The sequence below is a fragment of the Facklamia sp. 7083-14-GEN3 genome, assembly GCF_024742075.1.
Lineage (GTDB): Bacteria > Bacillota > Bacilli > Lactobacillales > Aerococcaceae > Facklamia.
The window spans coordinates 362,220-378,890 of record NZ_JANSGD010000001.1; the positions used below are offsets into that span (position 1 = coordinate 362,220).

Here is a 16,671-nt window from a genome sequence, read left to right on the forward strand (position 1 = left end):
AATTTGAACAAACCAGAGCATAATAAGAGAAGATAGTAAAGCGACTCTAGGTAGGTGAGAGCTAGGGCAAATCGAATGGTCCTTTGGGTTAACAAGTGAATCTTAAGAGTGCTAGTCTAACTAGAATTAGGGTGGAACCGCGAATTTATTTCGTCCCTATGACCTCCAATGGGGTCATAGGGACTTTTATTTTAAGAAAGAGGTGTCAAAATGGCAGTTGAATCTTTACAAGATATGATTTTAACCTTGCAAAATTTTTGGTCAAAAAAAGGATGTTTGATCCTTCAATCCTATGATACTGAAAAAGGAGCGGGCACTATGAGCCCCTATACCTTTTTAAGGGCCAATGGGCCAGAACCTTGGAATGCCGCTTATGTTGAACCTTCAAGAAGACCTGCTGATGGGAGATATGGTGAAAACCCTAACCGTCTATACCAACACCATCAGTTTCAAGTAGTTATGAAGCCTTCGCCACTTGCTATTCAAGAGTATTACTTAGATTCGTTAATTGAATTAGGCATTGACCCCTTAGAACATGATATTCGTTTTGTAGAAGACAACTGGGAAAATCCTTCCTTAGGTTGTGCAGGACTTGGATGGGAAGTTTGGATTGATGGAATGGAAGTCACTCAATTTACTTATTTCCAACAAGTAGGTGGATTAAAGTGTGATCCGGTAATGTCAGAAATCACCTACGGATTGGAGCGTCTCGCTATGTATATCTTTGATGTGGAAAATGTCTACGACTTAGAATGGACCAAAGGTGTGAAGTATGGTGAAATATTTTTCCAGCAAGAATATGAGCAATCAAAATATTCTTTTGAATTAGCGGATCCTGAATTATTAACGAATCAATATAAGGCTTTTGAAAAGGAAGCCAATCGTTTACTTGAGGAAAATTTAGTGCATCCAGCCTATGATTATATTTTAAAGACCAGTCATACCTTCAACTTAATGGATGCTAGAGGGATGATTTCTGCTTCAGACAGACCAGCTTATTTGGGGCGTATTCGTAAACTAGCTCGCGGTATTGCTAAGACCTTTGTGCAAGAACGTGAAAAACTTGGATTTCCATTATTAAAAGAAAATAAAGACTAGGAGGATTGCTGTGAGAGATTATTTATTAGAAGTAGGAATGGAAGAAATTCCAGCTAGATTTTTACTGAAATTGCGAGATCAATTAGCCGAAAAACTTTCAGTTTTTCTTGAAGAAGAAAGAATCACCTTTCAATCCATTGAAACGTTTGCAACTCCTAGAAGATTAGCATTAAGAGTAAAAGGATTAGCGGATCAGCAATTTGCTCTAGAAGAAGAAGTGAGAGGCCCATCAGTTAAAGTTGGACGAGATGAAGAGGGGAATTTGACCAAAGCAGCACTAGGCTTTTTAAAAGGCCAGTCTTGTCAAGAAGAGGATTTGTTTGTTAAAGAAGTTAAGGGGACTGACTACCTCTTTGTCAACAAAGTGGCTGAACAGAAGAAAGTGGAGGAAGTATTAAAGGCTATGCCTACTGTCCTAGCTAATATGCATTTTCCAGTTACCATGCGTTGGTCTGATTTGAATTTAGAATATATTCGTCCCATTCATTGGATACTATCATTGTTAGAAGATCAGGTGGTACATTTTGAATTTGCCGGTATTCAGGCCGATAATTTTTCTCATGGTCATCGTTTTCTAGCTAATAAGTCCAAGGTTGTAATAAAAAATAGTCGTGACTATGAAAATGAGCTAGAAAAAGTATATGTAATTACCAATTTTGAAAAAAGACAAGAGATGATCTATCATCAAATTCAGGCTATTGAAGATGAAAAAGGTTGGATTATACCAGAAAATGATGACTTACTAGAAGAAGTAACAGCCATCGTCGAGTGGCCAACTGCATTCTACGGAAGCTTTGAGGGAAAATATTTAGAAATTCCCCAAGAAATGGTTATCACTGCCATGCGTGATCACCAACGTTACTTTTATGCTTTAGATCGCAAGAATAAAGAGTTATTACCTTATTTTATTTCCGTTCGTAATGGTAATGATCAATATATTGATCAAGTCATAAAAGGGAATCAAAAAGTTTTGAGAGCTCGCTTGGCAGATGCTTTATTCTTTTATCAAGAAGATTTAAAACTATCTTTAAAAGAAGATTTAGATAAACTATCAAGTTTAAAAGAGCATTTTAAGTTAGGAACTTATAGTCAAAAGCAAGAGCGTGTTAAACACATACTAGAATTATTGATGGAACGAATTGATATGTCTACTCAAGATCAAAAAACTAGTTTACGTGCTAGTGAGATTTATAAATTTGATCTTGTGACCCAAGCAGTCAATGAATTTTCGGAATTACAAGGTGTCATTGGCGGGATTTATGCCAAACATTATGGTGAAGAAGAGAGTGTAGCCCAAGCAATTGCTCAGCAATACTTACCAACTTCGGCTGGAGGAAAATTACCTGACAAACCTGCGGCTGCCGCCTTATCAATTGCAGATAAATTAGATAGTCTGATAGCTTACTTCAAAGCCGATATGATCCCAACAGGGTCTAATGATCCTTATGCATTAAGAAGACAAGCCATGGGCTTGATTGACATTCTTTTAGATCAGTCTTGGAATATTGATTTAAAGAACTTGCTAGTAGTAATTAACCATGAAAATGCTGATTCAGCAGACGACTACTTAAATGATTTACTTAGCTTTATTGAAGCTCGGATTCAAGTTAGATTAGACAATCTAGGAATGGATTACGATATTATTCAAGCAGCACTCGCTCAAAAACAATTGAATCCTGTAAAAATAAAAGAAGCAGCTAAAAGTTTACAAGACTTAAAAGCTGCTAAACCGGATGAGTTTTCAAAAATGATTGAAAACTTGGCGCGAGTCGTTAATTTAGGTGAAAAGGTTAAAGAGCAAGTCAAAATCACTGCTGACTTAGCAGAAAGTCAATTAGAAAAAGATTTAATTGAAAAGATAGTGGCAATAGAGGACATTCAAGACACTTCAAGATTAATGGAATATTTTGAAAGTATTAGTCCGATGATTGCTTCTTATTTAGAAGCACATATGGTGAACGCTGACCAAGAAGCTCTTCGTTATAATCGTTATCAAATGATGTACCAATTGACACAAACAATTCTCAGTCTCATGGATCCAAGAAAAGTGGTCCATAAATAAGAGCAAAGGAGCGATAATAATGTCTACCTTTTTAGATCGCGCAAAAGTAAAGGTAATAGCTGGTAAAGGTGGCGACGGAATGGTCGCTTTCCTAAGAGAAAAATATCGGCCAGATGGAGGTCCGGCTGGAGGAGATGGCGGACGCGGTGGCGATGTCATTTTTCGAGTGGATGAAGGCCTTCATACTTTGATGGATTTTAGATACAATCGTCAGTTCAAAGCTCAGAACGGTGAAAATGGAATGAGCAAGAGTAAATATGGAGCGAATGCAGAAGACCTTTATGTAAAGGTTCCACCAGGAACCTCTGTTTATGACGAAGCAAGCGGTAGACTCATTGCCGATTTGGTGGACCATGGACAAGAAGTGATTGTTGCTAAAGGAGGAAGAGGTGGGCGTGGAAACATACGCTTTGCCACACATAAAAATCCTGCTCCTTCAATAGCTGAAAATGGAGAGCCGGGTCAAGCACTTGAATTGCAGCTGGAACTTAAAGTTTTAGCAGATGTAGGTTTGATTGGGTATCCGAGTGTGGGGAAATCAACCTTATTATCCATCATTTCTAATGCTAAACCTAAAGTCGCAGACTATCAATTTACAACTTTAGTACCTAATTTGGGAGTGGTAAAAATTGCTGATGGTCAGGAATTTGTCGTTGCAGACATGCCGGGCCTTATTGATGGTGCTTCCGATGGTGTAGGTCTTGGAATTGATTTCTTACGCCATATTGAAAGAACAAAAATTTTATTACATATAGTTGATATGGCAGCGGTTCATGAACGTGACCCATTTGAAGACTTTTCTTCAATAATGCAAGAGTTAGCTAATTATCATCCACGTCTTTTAGAAAGACCGATGTTAATTGTTGCTAATAAAATGGATTTAGAACAAGCTAAAGAGAATATAAAAGTATTTGAAGAAAAAATATCTGAATACTATCAGAATTTAAATCTTTCTATTCCGACAATTCATCATATTTCAGCTTGGCAAGCCCAAGGAATTGATTCATTGATGCGAGCAACCGCTCAATTAGTTTCCTCCAGTGACTTTATACCCTTGGAGGAAAAAGAATTTGATCACAAAAATTACACGATTGATGAGACCCCTGACTTTACTGTTCATAAACTTGAAGAAGGTTATTGGGAATTAGAAGGCGAAAAGATTGTCAAACTTTATCAAATGACAAATACAGCGCATGATGAAAGTTTACAACGCTTTGCTCGTCAACTGCGCTCAATGGGTGTCGATCAAGCCTTAAGAGAAGCTGGAGCGAAAGATGGCGATACAGTTTACTTAGAGGACTATCAATTTGAGTTTATTGATTAGGTGGTTATAATATGCAAAATAAAGTTAAACTAGGTCGCATCCCAATTTTTGACGGCCTTAAGGGAATCGCAATACTCTTAATTATTGCTTACTACTACTTTGAACATATTGTTCCGGGTGGTTTCCTTGCAGTTAATCTATTTCTTTTCATAGCTGGTTTTTTTAACTTTAGACATTTTTATTTAAAAGATTTACAAGCTAGAAAAGAGTCTTTTTGGCAATTTATATATAAGCGTTTTGAAAGACTCTTTTTCCCTACTTTATTCGTAGTATTAACTACGTCTACATACATTTTATTGTTTAATCGTGATTTTTTATCCAATATTCGCTGGATGGGTATAAGCTCATTAGCTTTTATTAACAATTATTATCAAATTTTTAATCAGCAGTCTTATTTTGTTCAAGCTGCTAATCCAAGTCCTTTTACGCATTTATGGTACGTCTCTTTGTATGGACAATTGGTTATTTTAACCCCTATTTTAATGTTTCTACTTTATAGTTGGCATAAAAAACCACAAGTAACCATTCGGATGTTGTTGATTATTTCAGCTTTATCTGCTTTTTTGATGGGCTATCTTTATAGAGACAATCAAGATCCTACAAGAATTTACTATGATCTTTTAACGAGAATATCCGCCTTTACCCTTGGGGGTTCTTTAGGGTTAGCACTACCCGCTAATTTATCACCCAAAAAGATTTCACAAAAGAAAATCATGACCATGAATCTCGTGGGCTTAGTTACAGTTATTATTGCTTTTTTCATGATTAAGTTCATGTTTGGAACGAAACCTTTTGCTTATCGATTCGGTTTAACGCTATTCTCATTGATTTCTGGTTTAATTGTCATTTCAAGTATTCATCCTGCGACTATTTGGAACAAAATCTTTCGCTTAAAACCTTTCACATGGATAGGGCAGCGATCTTTTTCTTACTATCTATGGTATTATCCTGTTTATCTTTTAATGCCTCAAAACATTAGTTTTATGAACAGGTCTCCATGGTTGAACTATGGTTTTCAGTTGCTGTTGCTTATCATCTTAGCTGAAATTACCTACCAGTTATTTGAAAAGCGAAAAATTAGTCTTCCAATTGGACAAGATTTTAACTGGTACAAAATGAAGCATCAATTTGATTATTTAAGATCTCACCCGCAATCCCTAAAAGGAGTGAAGTTCATTACGGCATGGTATATTTTTAATGTAGTGATGGGGGGGATCGCACTTGCGATTTCTTCACCTGCTAAGGGGGAAGAATCAAGTAAGGAAATTCAAACGATAATAGAAAATAATATGGATATTGCTGATGAATCAAGGGAAAATGAAGAAAAACAAGTGGTTGTTAATAATATTGAAGGATTAGATCAAGAAGTTCTACTTTATGCAAATGCTTTAGAGATTACCTTTATTGGTGATTCGACCTTAGCGGCAGCTACAGAGCGTTTGAATGATGTTTTTCCCAAGGCTGTTTTCGATCCAAAAGTCGGTCGACAACTTTATGAATCATACGATACAGTATATGGCCTCATCCAAACAGGCGGTTTAAAGTCTACTGTGGTTACCATGTTAGGTTCAAATGGAACCTTTACAGCTGGTCAAATTGATGATTATATTCAAGCAGTCGGTCTTGACCGGGATCAGTATTATGTTAACGTTTTGGTTGATAGAATTTGGACTGACGATGCCAACCGCCAATTGGTAAGAGCTGCTCAAGAATTTGGAAATGTTAGAATTATAGATTGGGCGAATTATGCCCGTGGACACGCTGAATGGTTTGCTGAAGATGGTGTTCATTTAAATGATGAAGGATCATTGGAATTATCAAAATTCATAGCTAAAGAAATTTACCGTCAGCGTTAGTCATAGAAAGAGGTTGAAAAATGAAATTACATTTCTTAGGAACAGGTGCCGGGATTCCATCCAGACAAAGGAATGTTTCTTCGCTTGCCTTAAAATTATTAGATGAGTTGAATGAAATTTGGCTATTTGATTGTGGCGAAGCCACCCAGCATCAAATCTTAGAAACAACCATTCGACCTAGAAAAATTAATAAAATCTTTATAACACATCTTCATGGCGATCATATTTTTGGCTTACCAGGACTTCTAAGTTCAAGGTCTTTTCAAGGAGGCGAAGATTGTTTAGAAGTCTATGGACCTAAGGGAATTAATGATTATATTAAAAGCTCTTTAAAATATTCAAAATCTAAACTCGCATACAGCTTAAAAATAACAGAATTAGAAGATCAAGGTGGAGAGTTAATTTTTTCAAATGGTTGGAAGATTAGTTATTTGCCTTTAGAGCATGGAATTCTTTCTTTTGGCTACCGTATAGAAGAACCAGATTTGCCAGGTCATCTATTAGTTGATGAGTTAAAAAAATTCAATATACCTAGTGGTCCAGTTTATGGTCAACTCAAACGCGGTGAACGTGTTCAACTAGAGGATGGCAGATGGATAGATGGCCAAGACTTTCTTGCTCCAGATCGTCCCGGTAGAATCGTGACCATTTTGGGGGATACGCGTTATTGTCAAAATTCTAAAGTTTTAGCTAAAAATGCCAGTGCATTAGTTCATGAAGCCACTCATGAAGCAGCCGAAGGTAAAATGGCCAGAGCCTATTTCCATTCAACAAGTCATCAGGCCGCTCAAGTGGCTAAAGATAGTCAAGTAGAAGCACTCTATCTTAATCATATCTCAGCTCGTTATTTAGGTAAGGCTCTCAAACAATTTGAAAAAGAAGCTTCTTCTATTTTTCCTAACAGTCATCTTGTTAATGACTTTGATGAATTTGATATCCCGCTTAAATAATCGGGTTATTATGAGTAAGGAGAATGACAATGTTGTCTAAATACCAATGGCAATTGCCAGAAAATTTAAGTGAAAATCAAGACTATAAAGATTTATTAATAGCGGGAGAAGATTATTCCCCCGCTTTTTTAGCGATTTGTTATAATCGTGGGCTTCGTGATCTTTCAGCGATAAACAGAGCTACTGATCAAGAACCGACTCTATATCATGATCCTTTCACATTATATCAAATGGATAGGGCTGTAGAACGTATTCATCTAGCCATTGAAAAAGAAGAAGCTATTCTGATTTATGGCGATTATGATGCAGACGGAATTACTTCTACTTTAATTTTAAAAGAGGCTTTAGATGCTTTAGGGGCTGAAAGTCAAGTCTATTTACCCAATCGTTTTAGTGATGGTTACGGCCCAAATATCGATCGTTATCAAGAATTTATTGATGAAGGTATTCAATTAATTATAACGGTAGATAATGGAGTGGCAGGGCATGAGGCGATTGAATACGCCCAAGAAAAGGGTGTTGATGTCATTGTTACAGACCACCATGAAATCCAGGAAACTCTACCATCGGCTTATGCCATCATTCATCCGCGTCACCCTCAAGGAAATTACCCATTTGGTGATTTATCTGGAGCAGGTGTCGCATTCAAAGTAGCCACAGCTATTCTTGGTGAAATACCCATAGAAATGTTAGATTTGGCAGCAATCGGTACGGTTGCAGATATGGTCTCTCTTTTGGATGAAAATCGAACATTAGTTGTTGGAGGACTCCATCAGTTAAAAGTTACTCAGCGTCTTGGGTTACAGCTTCTCTTAAATCAGCAATTACAGTCGATAGATGATATATCTACAGAAACGATTGGCTTTATTATTGGTCCTCGCCTCAATGCAGTAGGACGTTTGGGAGATCCTCAACCAGGATTTGATTGGTTAGCAGCCTTTACTGAGCAAGAAGCTAGCCACTTGCTTGAATTTATTGAGAATGAAAATATTAAAAGACAGCAATTAGTTACTCAAATCTATCAAGAAGTTACAGCAAATCTAGATGAAATAAAGGAGATACCCTTAATCATCAGTCAGGCTTCTCCTAATTGGCATCCCGGAGTTTTAGGAATTGTGGCGAGTCGTATTTGTGATAAATACCAGCGTCCTTGTTTACTTTTCAACTATAATAAGGAAAATAATCAGTATAAAGGTTCAGCTAGATCAAAAGAAAACTTTAATCTGTTTAAAAATCTTAGTCAGCTAAAAAAATTATTAAAGCATTTTGGTGGGCATAGCCAAGCGGCTGGTATGACAATTGAAGAAGGCAATTGGCAAAAATTCCAAAGTGAATTAAGTTTGTTAGCTGATAAACACAAGAATCAAATTTTAGCCAAAACTTCCCTATCTATTGATGCTAAACTAAGTTTAGCAGATATTAATTTAAAACTAATCGAAGAGATTCAAAATCTAGGACCCTTCGGTATGCATAATCCTAAGCCAATTGTTTTATTTAAGGATTTAGAGATGATTGAAAAAAGAGTAATTGGAACGAATAAGCAACATGTTAAAATGAAATTTAATCAATCAGACACTGCAAATTCACTAGCAGCCATTGCATTTATTATGGCGGACGACCTTGAAGATTGCCAAGTGGGTAATCAGTTGGATATGGTTGGAGAACTATCAATTAACGAATGGAAACAACAAAAAGAATGTCAATTAATCGTTAAAGATTTTAACTTGGAAGGCCAATTATGGATTGATTACCGAGGGAAAACGCATTTTGCTAAATTGAAACAGCTATCTGATGTTGTTTATTGTTTTCAAGATAAAAAAAATGCTGCACTATTTTCTGAACAGTTAAAAACTGACTTTCAAATGACATATTATGAAGAATTAATCGCTGATTTTAAATATGAAAATCTAGTGTTGATGGAGCCTCCTCAAAATCTCAATAAACTTAAAAACCTTTTAAAGAGTCACAGATGGAAAAAAATATATTTGGCCAGTGTTGTAGTAGAGTCCAGATATTTAGCAGGCTTACCACAGCGTCAAGACTTTGCAAAATTGTACCATCTGTTAAAGCAAGAAGGCAGCCTTCAACTAAAAAAATTAGAAGCCCTTTCAAATTTTTTAACGATGCCATTAATAAAAATAAAAACAATGATTGTGGTGTTTTTTGAGGCGGGTTTTGTTACAATAAAAGATGGACTTGTGATCATGAACCAGCTTGACCAAGCCGACAAGCTTGATTTAATGGAGATGCCTGCCATGAGCAAGTATCAAGAAGCTATGGAAGCAGAAAAATTATTAAATTTCCAAACAATGGATCAAGTTAAAACCTGGATAAATAAGGAGACTTAAAATGGATTATACAAATTATATCGCTCGTGTTGATAATTACCCAGAAGAGGGTATTATTTTCCGTGACATCACACCTTTAATGGGAAATGGTCCCGCTTTCGAAGCAGCAACTCAAGAAATCGTAGACTATGCCAAAGCATTGAAAGTGGATATGGTCGTTGGGCCTGAAGCCCGCGGTTTTATCATTGGTTGCCCAGTGGCTTATGCACTTGGAGTAGGTTTTGCTCCTGTACGTAAAAAAGGCAAACTTCCAAGAGAAACAATTGAAGTAGATTATAGCTTAGAGTACGGATCAAATGTTCTACAAATACATAAAGATGCTATCCAACCGGGTCAAAGAGTTTTAATAACTGATGATTTATTAGCAACGGGTGGAACCATTCAAGCCACTATTCAATTAGTGGAAAATCTTGGAGGAATTGTCGCGGGCTGTGCTTTCCTTATCGAATTAGACGATTTAAAAGGAAAAGAAAAATTAGGAAATCACGAATATTTCACTCTTATGCACTATTAAAAATCAAAAGAGCCTAACCAGCTTTTAACGTCTGGTTAGGCTAATCTTTAATTGAGTTGATTAGAAATAGCGATTAAGACTAACTACTTTGCCTAAAATTGAAACGTTAGGCAAGATAATATCTTCCATGGTATCATTTTCAGGGCGAAGAACAATGTGATCTTTTTTCTTATAAAAAGTTTTACAGGTTGCTTCATTATCTTCGGTCATAGCGACAACGACTTCACCATTATTGGCAGTCGATTGTTTACGAACTGTGATAATATCGCCATCAAGGATACCAATATTCACCATGGATTCACCCTTAATAATCAGCATAAATAATTCGCTTGAATCATATTGAAGATCGGTAGGCTTGGGATAATATTCCATAGCTTCTTCTTCCGCAAGAATTGGAGCACCTGCAGCTACATAGCCTAGCAGAGGTACTTTATCGGATTTAATTCCCAATTTTTTAATTCCCAAGGCAGTTATTTCAATCGTCCGCGTTTTGCTGGCAGATCTTTCGATCAGACCACTTTCTTCTAATCGGTCAAGATGACCATGCACAGTGGACGGAGAAGAAAGCCCAACCCGCGCTCCAATTTCACGAACAGTGGGTGGATAACCATTTTCACTGAGTAATTCATAAATAGATTGTAGAACGTTTAATTGCTTTGTCGTTATCTTAATCATTTCACTCACTCTTTCTTTAGGATATTTTTATTGTAGCAGAAGTAAAATCTTAATTCAAACAAATGTTCGTAAAAAGGAGGGGCGTAATGCTTTCATCAGCAAAACTAGCAAGAATCAATGAATTAGCTAAACTTCAAAAATCCAAAGGACTAACTGAAGCAGAAAAAGAAGAGCAACATCAATTAAGACAAGAGTATTTAACAGTCTTTAGACAGCATATGGCTAGACAGGTTGAGGGAGTTAAAATTGTTGATTCGGATGGAAATGATTTAACACCTGATAAAGTTAAAAGAATTCAAAAAGCTAAAGGAATTCATAACCGAAAAGATTAGTAAGTTAGAGTACATGAAAGTTTAAATTTTAAAAGGAGAGATAGTATGTCAACATTGTCATGGGTTTTAATTGTAATTTTAGCATTGGTTGCAGGAGCAGCATTAGGTTTCTTTATAGCGCGTAAGTATATGATGAATTATTTTAAAGAAAATCCACCAATTGATGAGCGTATGATCACAACTATGATGGCGCAAATGGGTCAAAAACCTTCTAAAAAGAAAGTGCAACAAATTATGCAGTCGATGAAGATGCAGTCTAAATAGTAAAAAAACCTCCTCCCAAAGCAGCTCTTTAACTGCTCAAAGGGAAGGAGGTTTTTAATTCAAACAGAACAATTATTTCTTTTTAGCAGGAACATAGGTAAAGTTTGAGTCTAATTGATGATCTAAAGTATCAAAAGCATTGGCTAGCTCAAGGTCTATTTTAGCTAGTTGTTCTTTATTATAATCGAGTTCAGGATTATATTTAATGGCGGGTCCGAAAGCTATTTTGGCTGTTTGTCTCTTGAAGAATGATTTAAAATCTAAAGGTGGTTGAATAGCAATTGGGATGATATCTCTTTTAGAAAGTCGTTGGATGAAGGCAGTTCCCCCTTTAATTTCGGTTGTATACCGACTACCAGAAGGGAAGATGCCTAGATTTAAATTATTTTCAGTTAATTGTTTGACGGCTACTTTGATAGTTTTAGGACTGGGTTTCTCACGATTGACTGGAAATACATAAGCCTTACGTAAAATTTTTGCTAATACAGAATTACGGAAAATTGATTCTTTAGACATAAAAGAAATTTCAAGCGGATAAAGTGCAATGGCTAAGTACAATGGATCCCAAAAAGAGCGGTGAGTAGCTGCTAGAATAAAAGTTGATTGATCAGGATTGGGAATATTTTCTCTGCCAATTATATAAGATTTACCATTAAAAAGGCGAAAGAGAAAGCGTAAAATTGCTACGGCAAACTGATAAAAAGTCATATTTGATTTCCTTTCAGATACAATGTTTGTTATTATTTTACCAAGATTCAATCAAGATTCAAGTCAGCATATTTGCATTGATTTATCAAGTTTTTTAGGAGGAATATGAATGTTAAAAATTTTTACTTTTGCTTTTTTACTTTTAATTAGTCTAACATTTACCAAGTCGGTTACAGCAAATAGACTTTTAGGAGAGGTGGACTTAATCGATAGTTACGCTATCAATGAAGACTTATTTGTTCAAGGTTTCGAATTAGATCAAGAAGATCAACTTTTAATCGGTACCGGTTTATACGGTGAATCCGCTTGGGGCTATTTTGATTGGGAAAAAGGTATATTAAATCGTTCAATTGAATTAGAAAAAAAGTATTTTGGGGAGGGGATTACTCTTCGCAAGCGTAATCTCTGGCAACTAACTTGGAAAGAGGGCAAAGTTTTCCAATGGGATATAGAGACTAAAGAACTCCTTAACACTTATGAAATAGAAAGTGAAGGATGGGGACTAGCATACAATAATGAAAAAGATATCTTTTACTTATCTGACGGTTCTTCTACTATTTATAAATATGATCCTGATAATTTTGAATTAATTGATCAAGTTGACGTGACATTAAAGGGAGAGTTGGTTGATCAGTTAAATGAGTTAGAATATGCTAATGATGCAATTTACGCTAATATTTGGTATGATAATCGCATTGTTAAAATTAACCCCGATAGTGGTAAAGTACTTCAAGTATATGATTTGACTACTATAATCGACCAACTGGATCTTACAGCAAAACAAAGGGAAACAATGGATGTCTTAAATGGTATTGCTCATATTGAAAAAGATCTATTCTATTTAACTGGAAAGAACTATCCATTGATCTTTAAAGTGAAATTGAAATAATAGGAAGGAAGGTAAATAGTGGCTGCTATAACATATGAATTAATTAAAGAAGAAAAACATACGGGAGCACGATTAGGGATACTTCATACTCCTCATGGCTCTTATGAAACTCCCATGTATATGCCCGTTGGAACATTGGCTACTGTAAAATCTCTATCACCTGAAGAGTTAAAGGATATGGGAGCAGGTGTGATATTAAGTAATACCTATCATTTATGGTTAAGGCCTGGTGAAGACATCGTTGAAGAAGCGGGCGGACTTCATAAGTTTATGAACTGGGATCAAGGGATTCTAACCGATTCTGGAGGATTCCAAGTCTTTTCTCTGAGTGAGATTCGTGATATCGAAGAAGAAGGCGTTCATTTTCGTAATCATATTTCAGGAGAAAAATTATTCTTATCTCCTGAGAAAGCCATTCAAATTCAAAATGCTTTGGGTTCAGATATTATTATGTCCTTTGATGAGTGTCCAGACTATCATCAGCCTTATGATTATGTTAAAGAGTCTATTGCTAGAACCACTCGTTGGGCAGAAAGAGGATTAAAAGCCCATCAAAACACTGAGAAACAAGCGCTCTTTGGAATTTGCCAAGGCGCTGGTTATAAAGATTTACGACTCCAGCACGCCAAAGATATGATTGCTTTAGATTTTCCTGGATATTCCATTGGCGGATTATCAGTGGGAGAGACTAAAGAAGAAATGAATGAAGTCTTAGATTATTTAATGCCGGTTTTTCCTAAAAATAAACCCCGTTATTTAATGGGTGTTGGTTCTCCTGATGCCTTAATTGATGGTTCGATTCGTGGGGTGGATATGTTTGATTGTGTCTTAGCTACTCGAATCGCTCGAAATGGTACCTGTATGACTTCTCAAGGAAGATTAGTAGTAAAGAACGCGAAATATGCACGAGATTATAATCCAATAGATCCTAAATGTGACTGTTATACCTGTCGCAATTATAGTCGGGCTTATATTCGCCATTTAATGAAGAGTCAAGAAACATTTGGTTTACGTTTAACATCCATACATAATACGTATTTCTTATTGCAATTGATGCGTGATGTTCGTCAAGCTATTCGAGAAGATAACTTATTAGAATTTCGCCAGGCTTTTCGTGAAGAGTATGGTTATAACAAACCTAATGCTCCAGAATTTTAATGGAGAAAATCTTAATAAACTGTTATAATATAGAAGACATTTAGAGGAGGAATTTTAATGGGAAATAGTTATTTTGCATTTTTACCAATGATTATTATGTTCGCTTTATTTTACTTTATGTTGATTCGTCCGCAAAAGAAAGCGGCCGATCAAAAGCGTCAAATGATTGAGGCGATGCAAGCTGGAGATGGAGTAGTTACAATTGGTGGATTACATGGAATAGTGGATGAAGTAAAACAGCAAGAAGGACTTGTTGTGCTTGATTGCGAAGGTATTTATTTAACTTTTGAGCTTAGCGCAGTAGCAAATGTTTTAAAAAGTGCAGGCTCAAATGAGCAAACAGTCTACACTTCAGACAATGAAACTCATGTTGAAAGTGATTTAGAAACAGATGCTAATGTTTAAGTCTTAGCATTTTAAATGAATAGTCCAAACATTTATTAGTAGGTATCCATTACTTATTAATAAATGTTTTTTTCGCTTATTCACCTGCCAATAAAGTATAAGTTTAATTAGAATATGAAGCCTTTAGGAGGCTAAATATGAGATATGGTTTACTCACTTTTGATGATCCTAAACCGGATACGAGTCGTAAAATACTACATGTTGATATGGATGCCTTTTATGCATCTATTGAAATTCGTGATAATCCGTCCTTAAGCACTCAACCAGTGGTTATTGCTAAGCATCCAAAGTTAACTAATGGTCGGGGCATTGTGACTACTTGTAATTATATAGCACGTCAGTACGGTATTCATTCTGCAATGTCCTCTCTGGAAGCATACAGACGGTGTCCTCAAGCTGTTTTTATTAAAGGAAATATGGCATATTACCGATCGGTGTCGCAAGAAATTCGCAAAATATTTTATCAATATACTAGTCGAGTGGAACCCTTATCCCTAGATGAAGCTTATTTAGATGTGACGGAAAATCATTTAGAAGAAGAATCAGCTTTAAAAATCGCTCGCCTTATTCAAGCACAAATCTATCAAGAAATACATCTAAGCTGTTCAGTGGGAGTTTCTTATAATAAATTTATTGCCAAACTGGCTTCAGATTTTCATAAACCGAATGGTATCACCTTGGTTTCTCCAGATGAAGCCATACCTTTTCTTCATGCGCTCCCGATTAAAGACTTCTATGGGGTAGGAGCTAAGTCTTTAAGTACGTTTGAAAGCCATGGCATTAAAACGGGCTCAGATCTAGCAAAGTTTTCACTCGAAGAATTAATTTCAAAATATGGAAAAATGGGACATTCACTTTATTTTAAGGTGCGAGGTATTCACAATGTGCCTGTCAGTCAAAATCGACAAAGGAAATCAATGGGAACTGAACAAACCTTTCAAAATTTCCTTATAGAAGAAGAGGTCATTAAGGAAAAAGTACGCCAATTGGTAGTGAGAATATCGCAAGACTTAAATGCTAAAGATTTATATTGTCAAACGCTCACTCTCAAGATACGTTATGATAATTTTGAAACAGTGACTAGGCAAGAGAGTTTTGCCTATCCAACGAATGATCGTTATCAATTAATGAATAAAGCTTTAGAATTGTGGGAAGATCATGGTGAGGTAAATAGAGAGATTCGTTTATTAGGAATTTCAGTATCCAAGTTATTAGATCCTCAAAATGAACCTTTACCCATTCAATTAGATATTTAATGGAGGGGTATAAAATGGAATGGTTTATGCAACTGAACCCTATCTATCAGTCGGGTATAGCTGGCATAGGTACTTGGTTATGTACTGTATTTGGTGCATCTTTTGTTTTCTTGGTAAAGAAAGTAGACAATAAAATATTAGCTATGATGCAGGGATTAGCAGGTGGAATAATGGTGGCAGCTTCTTTCTGGTCACTTTTAGCACCTGCTTTAGAACAACAAGCCAGTGTTGGTTCTAAAATTCCTGAATGGTTTCCAGCAGCAGTTGGCTTTCTAATTGGTGGTATCTTTTTACGCTTAATTGATAAGTTTGTTCCGCACTTACATTATGCTGAAGACCATGGTGACACAGATATATCCGAAACAAAATTATCCACAACTTGGATGCTCTTTCTAGCTATAACCATCCACAATATACCAGAAGGTATGGCGATTGGGGTGGCCTTTGCAGCCGCTGATATTGGGATTGGAGGGGCTACTTTAGCATCGGCTATCACTTTAGCCATTGGTATAGGGATTCAAAACATTCCGGAAGGATCAGCTCTTTCGCTACCTTTGATGGGAGAAGGAAAAGGTAAAGGTTACGCTTTTAATCTCGGTCAAATGTCTGCTTTGGTTGAGCCTTTTGGTGCCATGATAGGAGCTGCGACTGTTTTAGCTATGCAAACACTTTTACCTTATGCACTTTCTTTTGCAGCCGGTGCCATGATTTTCGTTGTAGTGGAAGAATTAATTCCAGAATCACAAACAGAAGGTAACACAGACATAGCAACCATGAGTTTTATGGTAGGCTTTGTTATCATGATGATCTTAGATGTGGCTTTGGGCTAGTA

General features: G+C 36.2%; 16 protein-coding genes. 14 read left to right on the top strand and 2 right to left on the bottom strand.

Annotated elements, in window-relative coordinates; translation table 11 throughout:
• Nucleotides 1-210: 210 nt before the first annotated feature.
• Genes glyQ through NW240_RS01740 form a run of 7 tightly spaced genes read left to right on the top strand, consistent with a single transcriptional unit; the run spans nt 211 to nt 10,152 of the window.
• Nucleotides 211-1,098 (top strand): glycine--tRNA ligase subunit alpha, encoded by an 888-nt coding sequence (gene glyQ, locus NW240_RS01710; protein ID WP_258435715.1) that lies wholly within the window; start codon nt 211-213, stop codon nt 1,096-1,098.
• A 10-nt stretch (nt 1,099-1,108) separates the two neighbouring features.
• The gene (gene glyS / locus NW240_RS01715) at nt 1,109-3,160 is read left to right on the top strand and encodes a glycine--tRNA ligase subunit beta (RefSeq protein ID WP_258435716.1); all 2,052 of its coding nucleotides are present in this window, start codon (nt 1,109-1,111) and stop codon (nt 3,158-3,160) included.
• Between the two features lie 19 nt (nt 3,161-3,179).
• Nucleotides 3,180-4,484 carry a GTPase ObgE gene (gene obgE / locus NW240_RS01720; protein ID WP_258435717.1) on the top strand — a complete coding sequence of 435 codons (1,305 nt, stop codon included), beginning with the start codon at nt 3,180-3,182 and terminating at the stop codon, nt 4,482-4,484.
• Between the two features lie 11 nt (nt 4,485-4,495).
• Nucleotides 4,496-6,340 (top strand): acyltransferase family protein, encoded by a 1,845-nt coding sequence (locus tag NW240_RS01725; RefSeq protein WP_258435718.1) that lies wholly within the window; start codon nt 4,496-4,498, stop codon nt 6,338-6,340.
• A gap of 20 nt (nt 6,341-6,360) precedes the next feature.
• Entirely contained in the window at nt 6,361-7,290 is a 930-nt protein-coding gene (gene rnz, locus NW240_RS01730; RefSeq protein WP_258435719.1) for a ribonuclease Z, read from the top strand.
• Nucleotides 7,291-7,319: 29 nt separating this feature from the next.
• Nucleotides 7,320-9,638, top strand: coding sequence for a single-stranded-DNA-specific exonuclease RecJ (gene recJ / locus NW240_RS01735; RefSeq protein ID WP_258435720.1), 2,319 nt, complete (start codon nt 7,320-7,322; stop codon nt 9,636-9,638).
• A 1-nt stretch (nt 9,639) separates the two neighbouring features.
• Nucleotides 9,640-10,152, top strand: a complete 513-nt coding sequence (locus NW240_RS01740; protein WP_258435721.1) for an adenine phosphoribosyltransferase — start codon at nt 9,640-9,642, stop codon at nt 10,150-10,152.
• 60 nt (nt 10,153-10,212) lie between these two features.
• Here the strand turns inward: NW240_RS01740 and lexA are convergent, their stop codons facing one another.
• Nucleotides 10,213-10,827, bottom strand: a complete 615-nt coding sequence (gene lexA / locus NW240_RS01745) for a transcriptional repressor LexA (RefSeq protein ID WP_258435722.1) — start codon at nt 10,825-10,827, stop codon at nt 10,213-10,215.
• An 86-nt stretch (nt 10,828-10,913) separates the two neighbouring features.
• Here lexA and NW240_RS01750 point away from each other — a divergent pair, with 86 nt between their 5' ends.
• Together NW240_RS01750 and NW240_RS01755 are read left to right on the top strand one after the other, a co-directional pair.
• Nucleotides 10,914-11,159 (top strand): DUF896 domain-containing protein, encoded by a 246-nt coding sequence (locus tag NW240_RS01750; protein ID WP_258435723.1) that lies wholly within the window; start codon nt 10,914-10,916, stop codon nt 11,157-11,159.
• A 45-nt stretch (nt 11,160-11,204) separates the two neighbouring features.
• Nucleotides 11,205-11,423: a YneF family protein gene (locus tag NW240_RS01755; protein ID WP_258435724.1), complete on the top strand. Its 219-nt coding sequence runs from the start codon at nt 11,205-11,207 to the stop codon at nt 11,421-11,423.
• Between the two features lie 72 nt (nt 11,424-11,495).
• Here the strand turns inward: NW240_RS01755 and NW240_RS01760 are convergent, their stop codons facing one another.
• Nucleotides 11,496-12,131: a 1-acyl-sn-glycerol-3-phosphate acyltransferase gene (locus NW240_RS01760; protein ID WP_258435725.1), complete on the bottom strand. Its 636-nt coding sequence runs from the start codon at nt 12,129-12,131 to the stop codon at nt 11,496-11,498.
• 109 nt (nt 12,132-12,240) lie between these two features.
• On the opposite strand from NW240_RS01760, the gene NW240_RS01765 reads away from it, so the two are divergent.
• The 5 genes from NW240_RS01765 to NW240_RS01785 all read left to right on the top strand — a co-directional run bounded on the left by NW240_RS01765 (nt 12,241) and on the right by NW240_RS01785 (nt 16,669).
• On the top strand, nt 12,241-13,020 hold the full coding sequence (locus tag NW240_RS01765) for a glutaminyl-peptide cyclotransferase (protein ID WP_258435726.1): 780 nt from the start codon (nt 12,241-12,243) through the stop codon (nt 13,018-13,020).
• Nucleotides 13,021-13,038: 18 nt separating this feature from the next.
• Nucleotides 13,039-14,178: a tRNA guanosine(34) transglycosylase Tgt gene (gene tgt / locus NW240_RS01770; protein ID WP_258435727.1), complete on the top strand. Its 1,140-nt coding sequence runs from the start codon at nt 13,039-13,041 to the stop codon at nt 14,176-14,178.
• Between the two features lie 57 nt (nt 14,179-14,235).
• Nucleotides 14,236-14,583, top strand: a complete 348-nt coding sequence (yajC, locus tag NW240_RS01775) for a preprotein translocase subunit YajC (protein WP_258435728.1) — start codon at nt 14,236-14,238, stop codon at nt 14,581-14,583.
• Nucleotides 14,584-14,720: 137 nt separating this feature from the next.
• Nucleotides 14,721-15,839 (top strand): DNA polymerase IV, encoded by a 1,119-nt coding sequence (dinB, locus tag NW240_RS01780; protein ID WP_258435729.1) that lies wholly within the window; start codon nt 14,721-14,723, stop codon nt 15,837-15,839.
• A gap of 14 nt (nt 15,840-15,853) precedes the next feature.
• The gene (locus NW240_RS01785; RefSeq protein ID WP_258435730.1) at nt 15,854-16,669 is read left to right on the top strand and encodes a ZIP family metal transporter; all 816 of its coding nucleotides are present in this window, start codon (nt 15,854-15,856) and stop codon (nt 16,667-16,669) included.
• The last annotated feature ends 2 nt before the right edge of the window (nt 16,670-16,671 follow it).